Here is an 8,911-nt window from a genome sequence, read left to right on the forward strand (position 1 = left end):
CTTCTGGTAATACTTCTGCAAAAGTTTTTCCATAACATTCTTTCCCTAGCCTGGCGTGATCCATTCCTATTTTATTCACATAAATATATTTAAAAGTTTCATCGTCAATAACTTTCACAATAAACACTAAATCTTGAATAGCATGTAACAGTCCCTGTCTTACTAAATCCATATCTATCATACTTAAAAAGGTATTTTGATTATTATATTGTTCCTTCATATTTATCTCAACCCGTCTTATCTATTTTTATTCATATATCTCATTCTATATGAATATGTACCTTTTTTAAAATGTATGATTACATATTTTTTCAAAAAAATAAAAAAGTCGCCAAATGGCGACTTTTAATAAACGATTTCTAAATCTAATCCTGGATAATTTTGTTGACGGAACGCTTCATAAATTAAAATTGCTGCTGTATTAGATAAATTTAATGAACGTACTTTATCCGTCATTGGAATACGTAAACAATGATCGAAGTTTTCTTCAATTACATTAGCTGGTAATCCATTTGTTTCTCTTCCAAATACGAAATAGTAATCCTTCTCACGTTTGCTATAATCAAATGCTGTATGAGCTTTCTCGCCATACTTTGTTAAATAGAAGAATTCACCATCTTTATTTTTCTCATAAAATTCTTCGATTGAATCATAATACGTAACTTTTACGTGCTGCCAATAATCTAGTCCTGCACGCTTTAACATTTTGTCATCCGTTGAAAATCCAAGCGGTCTAATCAAATGTAACTCTGTTCCAGTTGCTGCACAAGTACGTGCAATATTCCCTGTATTTGCTGGAATTTCTGGTTGATATAAAACAACATGTACTCCCACGCGATATTCACCTCTATTTTTTGTCTACTACGTATTATACCACTTGAACGAAAAATCTCTACCCATTAATAATATGAAAGAATTTATATTTCATTTGTGGTGTATATTTACTAGAGTCTTCATAGTTCCAATAACGCCTGCGGCTATTCGCTGAATGTGCATTTACAAGCGGCATACCAGCTGCGTCTTTTGCTACTACAATTGTCGTATGATTCCACCTACCATCATCCTCAAAATCATACGCAATTACATCGCCAAGAATAAGGTCTTCTGGCTTTTCTACTGCTTCTGCTCGAAGACCAGCTGTAGCACCTGACAAATACCAATAAAAAGAGTGTGCTACAGCCCAGCTCCAACTCCACTGGTTTCCCCTTTGCCACCACCCTTTACGAATATTAGGATGTCCATTCATTGGCACTTCTCCAGTGTGCAGACATTGTGAAATGAAATTTGTACAATTATCAGGAAAATTACGGTATGCAGGATTGCGATCATCCCACCAACGCTCTGCATATTTCACTGCCTCTAAACGATTATATTGATATGAACCGTATTTTTCTTTCGTGACTTCCCGTTCTAACGTTTCACCTATTTCTATTTCTTCTGACACTTCAAGAGCATAATCATCTATTATACGACTATTTTTTAAACAAACTCGTCGTTTTAATTGTTCCTCTTCGATATAAAATAATTCTTTATGCTTAATTAAATATTTCAAGTGTATTTGATAATCAATTTCTTGATGCTCATTACTATTCAATTGTCTAATGAAAGAAATATCTGCAGTTGCTTTCACTATATGTGCACTACGCTTTTGAAACAATTGTTTCTTTCTCTGTACCATTTGTAACAGATCTACTGCAATACCATCTACATCTGTTCGTTTCTCTGTTATATATGCTAAAAACTGTTGCACTTGCTTTTCAATATTCGCTTTTACAACCATTTCGTCTCCCTCCCATATTACAATATGAAAAAGGGAAATATTATCTACTCTTTTTTCTGTGCTAACAATTCAAGTCCACGATTCATTTCATGAAGAACCTCTTCATCTTTCTCACGTTCCATTGCTTTCTCAATGTCTTCTCCTACTCCGTCTCCACCAATTTTCCCAAGTGCCCATGCTGCTGTTCCCCGAAGTACTGGTCTTGGATCATCTTTCATAACACCGATTAAATCAGGAATTGCTGCTGTTTCTTTAAAATGTGCAAGTGCTAAAATAGCATTTCGTTGCAATGGCTTTTTACCTCTCCATGAACCAGACATAACCCCATATTTTTCCTTAAAATCACGATTACTAATTGTTAAAAGTGGTGTTAATAATGGCTTAACTAATTCAGGATCAGGCTCCATTTCAGGATGGTTATGAAAATCCATTCCTTTATTTTTCGGACAAACAGTCTGACACGTATCACATCCATATATACGATTTCCTATTTTATCGCGATATTCTTCAGGCAGAAATCCTTTTGTCTGTGTTAAAAATGCAATACATTTCTTCGAGTCCAACTGGCCGCCTTGTACTAAAGCACCTGTAGGACAAATATCAATACATTTCGTACAACTTCCACATTGATCTTCTATTGGCCGATCAGGAGGGAATGGAACATTCGTAATCATTTCTCCTAAGTATACATACGAACCAAATTCCGGCGTAATAATAGCGCAGTTCTTACCACTCCATCCAATACCGGCACGCTCTGAAACAGCTCGATCACTTAGCTCCCCTGTATCAACCATTGATTTCACTTCTATATCCGGAAGCTTTTCGATTAAATACGCCTCTAACTTTTGCAAACGATCTCGTAAAACAAGGTGATAATCTTGGCCCCAAGAAGCACGACAAAAAATCCCGCGACGTTCTCCACGCTTACTTAATGGTGCATTTTTTAATTTTGAAGGGTACGCTAAAGCAATCGCAATAATTGATTTCGCACCAGGTAACAATAGCTGTGGATTCGTTCTCTTCTCTATATCAGGTTCTTCGAATCCAGACTGATAATTCAACTGTTGTTGCTGGATTAGACGCTGCTTTAACTCCTCAAATGGTGAAGCACTGGCAAAACCTATTTTATCTATACCAATCGTTTTACTATACGCAATTACATCTTGCTTTAATTGTTCAAAATCCATTCTTTATCGCCTCCTCCGATGAATCCATCCCTTATGTAACGACTATATTGGTTAGCAATTCACTTTTGGAATAATATTCTTTACTTCTATTTTCGCATATAATTATGATTTTCAAACATTAAAAAAACGCAATGCTTCGTTTATCTTAGAAACGAAACACTGCGTTGATCACAATTTATCAGAAAAACATTAAATAAAATTTGGAGCGGGTGAAGAGAATCGAACTCTCGACCAGAGCTTGGAAGGCTCTTGTTTTACCACTAAACTACACCCGCAAATATGAATAAATATAAGATATTGAAATAACTTATGTAAAGTAGTATAGCATGTAAAAAAAATCGAAGCAAGAAATTTATCGAAAAAAGTCGAAAAAGTGATGAGATACCTCATCACTTTTTCAATTCTTTATCAATCGCCTTCTTCATACTATCGAAATCAGGGTTTGCAAGATTCCCATTTATATATACTGAAGGAGCACCTTGAACTTTTAATTTTTGAGCACGATCTGAATCTTTACGTACTTTGTCTTTCATTTCTTTACTGTGTAAATCTTTTTTAAACTGTTCTACATTAATTTTCGGAAGCTTTTCTTTCACAATATTAAGAAGTAATTCTTCTGTAATCCATTCTTCCGTATCTTTCTTTTGATTTTGATAAATCTCATCATAGAAAATCCAGAATGAATCTTGATCTTGTTTATAAATTGCTTCACCGGCAGCTGCACCTAAATCAGAGTCTTTTCCGATAAACGGGAAGTTAATAAAATATAACTGCACTTTACCTTTATCAATATACTCTTCTTTTAATCGTGGTAATACCGTTACATCCCAAGTACGACAAGCAGGACATTTGAAGTCTCCAAATTCAACTACCTTAACTGGAGCATCATCTTTCCCTAAAGATTGTTGCGTAGAATAAGCAAACATCTCATTCCCTTTATCTTTCTTGTCATTTATGATGCTATACACAATTGTCCCGATTACAATCAATACTGCGATAGAAAAAACTACACCAAGAACCATGAGTTTGTTCGATGATTTCATATACATTCCTCTTTAAATTCATATTCTGTATACAGCATTGTACACAATACACATAATATCAATACTTACATAGGTCACGCAATGAACACGCTCACATAAATTACAAAAATACAACATTTGTGACGATATTGTGTCACGATTTGTCACAAATTATTCAAAAAAAGAAGTCCCTATATAGGAACTTCTCTTAACTTACTGCTTTTTCACGGGCATTTTTTAACATGGATTGCTCTGTTTTTATATCATGACGAATTACTAATTTCTCACTAACTGCTTGCACATATTCATCATGATTTATATACCCTTCTTTCTCCATTAGCCTTAAAACTACATTCCGTCTCTCAACTGCTTTATCATAATTTTGTGCAGGTGAGTAATAAGCTGGTGCTTTTACTACAGCAGCCATCATTGCACTCTCTGCCAATGTTAATTGATCCACCTTTTTACCGAAGTAAAGGTTTGCTGCTTTTTCAATTCCCCATGCTCCTTCTCCGTAGTAAATATTACTCACATATAATTTTAAAATCTCATCCTTTGTGAATGTACGTTCAATTTTTTTCGTATAAAAAATTTCTTTCCACTTACGAGAAAATGTACGTTCATTAGATAAAAAAGCATTTTTAGATAGCTGCTGTGTAATCGTGCTTCCTCCTTGCACAACACCACCAGCTTTTATATTTTCAATAGAAGCTCGAATAATTGCTATATAGTCTAAACCGTTATGATGATAAAACCTTTTATCTTCCGTCGCAATAAATGCGTGTGTTAATGATTCTGGCACCTCTAACTTAGCCGGTACATGTAATTTACTAATATCACTTCGCTCAATCATTACATTTCCAACGAATAATAATGCAAAACTTAACAATAATAATAATATAATGGCTTTATAAAGAAATTTAGTTAATGGATTTAATGCAACTTTTTGATGATAATTCACTCTAGATAATACTCGTTCTTTCATCTCGAACACCTCTTTTCCACACAGCATATATAACTCTTAATTTAAGAATACCTTGTTGTAAAAGAATATCCCATCGATTTCTCTTACACCTACCTTACAACATTGTAAGGTGTAAAAGTGTATTGTATCACAGTCCTTTTTTATCTACTATTCATATGAAATATTGAATATACATTTGTTTATCATACTATTTATAGGAAGTAGGACTCTCCTTAATTTCACTTTATTCTTTTATTATATCAGTTTATACATTTATACTTTTAAACATCTAGCAATCTAATTATATATGATATATCACTATTATACAGAACAAACGTTCCGTAAATCAATAGTAGCTTTCGCATTATCTCGCTATTTTTGGGCAGTAAGACTTCTCCCTCAAAACTTGGCTAAAGCTAGAAAATTAGGTAGTAGCCCTGCTTCCTCCACTACTTATTAGCCTACACTTTATTATTGTGACCTTTTTCTGAAACAGTATACATAAAGAAAAGGTTAGCAATTTGAGATGTCCTCAAATAACTAACCAAAACTTTACAATCTTCCTATAAGATTATATGGCTGAACTTCCCATGTTTCGTATGGAATGAAATGCATTGCTTTCATCGCATCAAGTGTCCTTGATTTCATATGAGGACGCGTTATATACTCATCAATGTTCTCTTCGTTTAAAGCAACAAATTTAGCATCTTGTATTTCTTCAGGTTGAATTTTTATTTCACCACTAACATATGCTACTTTAAAAACAACAGCTACAATATGCATAGAAGCATTATAATAAATCCCTGTAACTCCGATAGGCTTCACAGTTAATCCTGTTTCCTCCATTATTTCTCTGCAAACAGCTTGATCGAGCGCTTCCCCTTCTTCTACCTGTCCTCCAGGCATTTCCCACGTATCAGCTCGCCAGTGCACTTTCGTTAAAAGCACCTCATTCTTTTCATTTGTTAAGTAACCTGCTACAGCAACAATATGCTTCGGTGTTTTATGCTCCACAGAAATACCTCCTAGAAATACGATTATTTCATATATATCATATAACCATATTCCCTCCCGACAATAAAAACACCTTTAAAAAATCCATAAAAAAGAGACCCTATTCGCTAAACGAAAGGGTCTCCTGTCTTATTATTCTCCTAAGTCTACGTTGTGGTAAACTTGTTGTACATCTTCTAAATCTTCTAATGCATCAACCATTTTTTCAAATTGTACTTGAGCATCTTCAGGAAGTTCTACATCACTTTGTGCAAGCATTGTTAATTCTGCAACTGTAAATTCTTCAACACCAGCACTTTTAAGTGCAGATTGTACTGAATGGAACTGATCAGGTTCAGCATAAACGATAACAGAATCTTCTTCTTCTAGAATGTCACGTGCATCTACATCTGCTTCCATTAAAATTTCAAGAACTTCATCTGATGTTTTACCTTCAAGACCGATAACAGCTGTCGCATCAAACATGTAAGCCACAGAACCGTTTACACCCATGTTACCACTGTTTTTGCTAAATGCAGCTCGTACATCTGCTGCAGTACGGTTTACGTTATTTGTCAGTGTATCTACAATTACCATAGATCCGTTTGGTCCAAAGCCTTCATAACGAAGCTCGTCATAGTTTTCTTCTGAACCGCCTTTTGCCTTTTCAATCGCACGGTCAATAATTGTTCTTGGCACGTTGTATGTTTTCGCACGTTCTAATACAACTCTTAACGTTTGGTTTGATTCTGGATCTGGCTCGCCTTGTTTTGCTGCCACATAAATTTCACGTCCAAATTTCGCGTATATACGGCTTGTATTTGCATCTTTTGATGCTTTTTTTTCTTTAATATTGTTCCATTTACGACCCATACTTTCCACTCTCTTTCCCATTTTAAATCTACATAAAAATATTAATATGAAATATAATGTGTATTCAACACATTTTTAAAAGAAATATAAAAAGTTCATTTTTGATTCATATTACAGACATAATATAAATCACTATCATTTTGTTCTTTCGACAAGTTATATTATACATGAATTCCTAAGTTTATTACGAATTTTAGAATCACATAGCATAATTTAACAAAAAAGACTCTAACATTTCTGTTAGAGTCTTTTTTAAGTCACCGATACCGATGGTCGGGGTCGAACCGACACTCCCGAAGGAACACGATTTTGAGTCGTGCGCGTCTGCCAATTCCGCCACATCGGCATAAAATAAAGGCGGCAACCGGATTTGAACCGGTGGTAAAGGTTTTGCAGACCTCTGCCTTACCACTTGGCTATGCCGCCATATGAAGTTAAAATGGAGCGGAAGACGGGATTCGAACCCGCGACCCCAACCTTGGCAAGGTTGTATTCTACCACTGAACTACTTCCGCAAAAATGGCTGGGCTAGCTGGATTCGAACCAGCGCATGACGGAGTCAAAGTCCGTTGCCTTACCGCTTGGCTATAGCCCACCGAAGTTTTACTTAATTATATGTAAGTATCCATTAATTTATTTGTAATTTTTAAAAATAAAATGGGGCGACTGATGGGAATTGAACCCACGAATGCCGGAGCCACAATCCGGTGCGTTAACCACTTCGCCACAACCGCCATGTTGTGTTTATATATTTGGCAGGGGCAGTAGGAATTGAACCCACACTGGAGGTTTTGGAGACCTCAGTTCTACCTTTAAACTATGCCCCTATGTAAAATGGTGGAGGGGGGCAGATTCGAACTGCCGAACCCAAAGGAGCGGATTTACAGTCCGCCGCGTTTAGCCACTTCGCTACCCCTCCGAAACTTACATGGTGCCGGCTAGAGGACTTGAACCCCCAACCTACTGATTACAAGTCAGTTGCTCTACCAATTGAGCTAAGCCGGCATAAAAAAAAACAAAAAATGGTGGCTCGGGACGGAATCGAACCGCCGACACGAGGATTTTCAGTCCTCTGCTCTACCGACTGAGCTACCGAGCCATAATAAAATGGCGGTCCCGACCGGGGTCGAACCGGCGATCTCCTGCGTGACAGGCAGGCATGTTAACCACTACACCACGGGACCATTGGTTGCGGGGACAGGATTTGAACCTGCGACCTTCGGATTATGAGCCCGACGAGCTACCGTACTGCTCCACCCCGCGACGATATTATGTTTTAAAAATAAATGGAGGAGGTAGAGGGATTCGAACCCCCGCGCGACTCTCGCCGCCTGTCGGTTTTCAAGACCGATCCCTTCAGCCGAACTTGGGTATACCTCCATGAAGGAAAAATTAATATCTTATTCATTTTTATATGTAACTAAACCACTTTTTAAAAAAATGGAGGAGGTAGAGGGATTCGAACCCCCGCGCGACTCTCGCCGCCTGTCGGTTTTCAAGACCGATCCCTTCAGCCGAACTTGGGTATACCTCCGACATATAAAAATAAAGTGGAGCCTAGCGGGATCGAACCGCTGACCTCCTGCGTGCAAGGCAGGCGCTCTCCCAGCTGAGCTAAGGCCCCATGTTTTTGGGAAAATCGGGAAGACAGGATTTGAACCTGCGACCCCCTGGTCCCAAACCAGGTGCTCTACCAAGCTGAGCCACTTCCCGTTAATAAAAGCGCGCCCGAGAGGAGTCGAACCCCTAACCTCTTGATCCGTAGTCAAACGCTCTATCCAATTGAGCTACGGGCGCATATGGTGCCGAGGGCGGGGGTCGAACCCGCACGGTGGTCACCCACCGCAGGATTTTAAGTCCTGTGCGTCTGCCTGTTCCGCCACCCCGGCATGTCATATTGAAAATTGGAGCGGAAGACGGGATTCGAACCCGCGACCCCAACCTTGGCAAGGTTGTATTCTACCACTGAACTACTTCCGCAAGACATGTATGAGTTATTTTATTAAAAGTGCGGGTGAAGGGAGTCGAACCCCCACGCCAAAGGCGCCAGATCCTAAGTCTGGTGCGTCTGCCAATTCCGCCACACCCGCAT

The 8,911-nt window shown here is 37.8% G+C and carries 7 protein-coding genes, 20 tRNA genes and 1 pseudogene; all 28 read right to left on the bottom strand.

Annotated elements, in window-relative coordinates:
• Positions 1 to 220: pseudogene (locus V7038_RS17120) on the bottom strand (GGDEF domain-containing protein); the annotation flags it as partial.
• Positions 221 to 345: 125 nt separating this feature from the next.
• Entirely contained in the window at positions 346 to 834 is a 489-nt protein-coding gene (gene trmL / locus V7038_RS17125; protein ID WP_000538149.1) for a tRNA (uridine(34)/cytosine(34)/5-carboxymethylaminomethyluridine(34)-2'-O)-methyltransferase TrmL, read from the bottom strand.
• A 58-nt stretch (positions 835 to 892) separates the two neighbouring features.
• Positions 893 to 1,780 (bottom strand): amidase domain-containing protein, encoded by an 888-nt coding sequence (locus V7038_RS17130; RefSeq protein ID WP_002113884.1) that lies wholly within the window; start codon positions 1,778 to 1,780, stop codon positions 893 to 895.
• A gap of 44 nt (positions 1,781 to 1,824) precedes the next feature.
• The gene (gene queG, locus V7038_RS17135) at positions 1,825 to 2,967 is read right to left on the bottom strand and encodes a tRNA epoxyqueuosine(34) reductase QueG (protein ID WP_002113883.1); all 1,143 of its coding nucleotides are present in this window, start codon (positions 2,965 to 2,967) and stop codon (positions 1,825 to 1,827) included.
• A 201-nt stretch (positions 2,968 to 3,168) separates the two neighbouring features.
• Positions 3,169 to 3,242, bottom strand: a tRNA-Gly gene (locus V7038_RS17140).
• Positions 3,243 to 3,356: 114 nt separating this feature from the next.
• Positions 3,357 to 4,010 carry a DsbA family protein gene (locus V7038_RS17145; protein ID WP_002113880.1) on the bottom strand — a complete coding sequence of 218 codons (654 nt, stop codon included), beginning with the start codon at positions 4,008 to 4,010 and terminating at the stop codon, positions 3,357 to 3,359.
• A 187-nt stretch (positions 4,011 to 4,197) separates the two neighbouring features.
• Positions 4,198 to 4,974: a transglycosylase domain-containing protein gene (locus tag V7038_RS17150; RefSeq protein ID WP_002113878.1), complete on the bottom strand. Its 777-nt coding sequence runs from the start codon at positions 4,972 to 4,974 to the stop codon at positions 4,198 to 4,200.
• 531 nt (positions 4,975 to 5,505) lie between these two features.
• Positions 5,506 to 5,967 (bottom strand): NUDIX hydrolase, encoded by a 462-nt coding sequence (locus V7038_RS17155; RefSeq protein WP_002201842.1) that lies wholly within the window; start codon positions 5,965 to 5,967, stop codon positions 5,506 to 5,508.
• Between the two features lie 132 nt (positions 5,968 to 6,099).
• Positions 6,100 to 6,819, bottom strand: coding sequence for a YebC/PmpR family DNA-binding transcriptional regulator (locus tag V7038_RS17160; protein WP_002201843.1), 720 nt, complete (start codon positions 6,817 to 6,819; stop codon positions 6,100 to 6,102).
• A gap of 264 nt (positions 6,820 to 7,083) precedes the next feature.
• A tRNA-Leu gene (locus V7038_RS17165) sits at positions 7,084 to 7,165 on the bottom strand.
• Positions 7,166 to 7,174: 9 nt separating this feature from the next.
• Positions 7,175 to 7,245, bottom strand: a tRNA-Cys gene (locus V7038_RS17170).
• A 14-nt stretch (positions 7,246 to 7,259) separates the two neighbouring features.
• A tRNA-Gly gene (locus tag V7038_RS17175) sits at positions 7,260 to 7,334 on the bottom strand.
• Positions 7,335 to 7,339: 5 nt separating this feature from the next.
• Positions 7,340 to 7,414, bottom strand: a tRNA-Gln gene (locus V7038_RS17180).
• A 63-nt stretch (positions 7,415 to 7,477) separates the two neighbouring features.
• Positions 7,478 to 7,553: transfer RNA gene (locus V7038_RS17185), tRNA-His, on the bottom strand.
• A gap of 19 nt (positions 7,554 to 7,572) precedes the next feature.
• A tRNA-Trp gene (locus tag V7038_RS17190) sits at positions 7,573 to 7,646 on the bottom strand.
• An 8-nt stretch (positions 7,647 to 7,654) separates the two neighbouring features.
• Positions 7,655 to 7,738, bottom strand: a tRNA-Tyr gene (locus V7038_RS17195).
• Positions 7,739 to 7,748: 10 nt separating this feature from the next.
• A tRNA-Thr gene (locus tag V7038_RS17200) sits at positions 7,749 to 7,824 on the bottom strand.
• Positions 7,825 to 7,842: 18 nt separating this feature from the next.
• A tRNA-Phe gene (locus tag V7038_RS17205) sits at positions 7,843 to 7,918 on the bottom strand.
• Positions 7,919 to 7,927: 9 nt separating this feature from the next.
• Positions 7,928 to 8,003, bottom strand: a tRNA-Asp gene (locus V7038_RS17210).
• A 2-nt stretch (positions 8,004 to 8,005) separates the two neighbouring features.
• Positions 8,006 to 8,082 (bottom strand) — tRNA-Met (locus V7038_RS17215).
• 24 nt (positions 8,083 to 8,106) lie between these two features.
• Positions 8,107 to 8,199, bottom strand: a tRNA-Ser gene (locus V7038_RS17220).
• 61 nt (positions 8,200 to 8,260) lie between these two features.
• Positions 8,261 to 8,353, bottom strand: a tRNA-Ser gene (locus tag V7038_RS17225).
• Between the two features lie 17 nt (positions 8,354 to 8,370).
• Positions 8,371 to 8,443: transfer RNA gene (locus tag V7038_RS17230), tRNA-Ala, on the bottom strand.
• A gap of 15 nt (positions 8,444 to 8,458) precedes the next feature.
• A tRNA-Pro gene (locus V7038_RS17235) sits at positions 8,459 to 8,532 on the bottom strand.
• A gap of 10 nt (positions 8,533 to 8,542) precedes the next feature.
• Positions 8,543 to 8,616 (bottom strand) — tRNA-Arg (locus tag V7038_RS17240).
• Positions 8,617 to 8,619: 3 nt separating this feature from the next.
• Positions 8,620 to 8,708, bottom strand: a tRNA-Leu gene (locus tag V7038_RS17245).
• 16 nt (positions 8,709 to 8,724) lie between these two features.
• Positions 8,725 to 8,799 (bottom strand) — tRNA-Gly (locus V7038_RS17250).
• A gap of 29 nt (positions 8,800 to 8,828) precedes the next feature.
• Positions 8,829 to 8,909: transfer RNA gene (locus tag V7038_RS17255), tRNA-Leu, on the bottom strand.
• Positions 8,910 to 8,911 lie beyond the last annotated feature (2 nt).

It is taken from the genome of Bacillus sp. JJ783 (assembly GCF_036963225.1).
Taxonomy (GTDB): Bacteria; Bacillota; Bacilli; order Bacillales; family Bacillaceae_G; genus Bacillus_A; species Bacillus_A cereus_U.

Bases quoted from the DNA above. Each gene is read 5' to 3' on its own strand.
- V7038_RS17130 (WP_002113884.1), bottom strand. From the start codon at position 1,780: ATGGTTGTAAAAGCGAATATTGAAAAGCAAGTGCAACAGTTTTTAGCA.
- queG (WP_002113883.1), bottom strand. From the start codon at position 2,967: ATGGATTTTGAACAATTAAAGCAAGATGTAATTGCGTATAGTAAAACG.
- V7038_RS17145 (WP_002113880.1), bottom strand. From the start codon at position 4,010: ATGAAATCATCGAACAAACTCATGGTTCTTGGTGTAGTTTTTTCTATC.
- V7038_RS17150 (WP_002113878.1), bottom strand. From the start codon at position 4,974: ATGAAAGAACGAGTATTATCTAGAGTGAATTATCATCAAAAAGTTGCA.
- V7038_RS17160 (WP_002201843.1), bottom strand. From the start codon at position 6,819: ATGGGTCGTAAATGGAACAATATTAAAGAAAAAAAAGCATCAAAAGAT.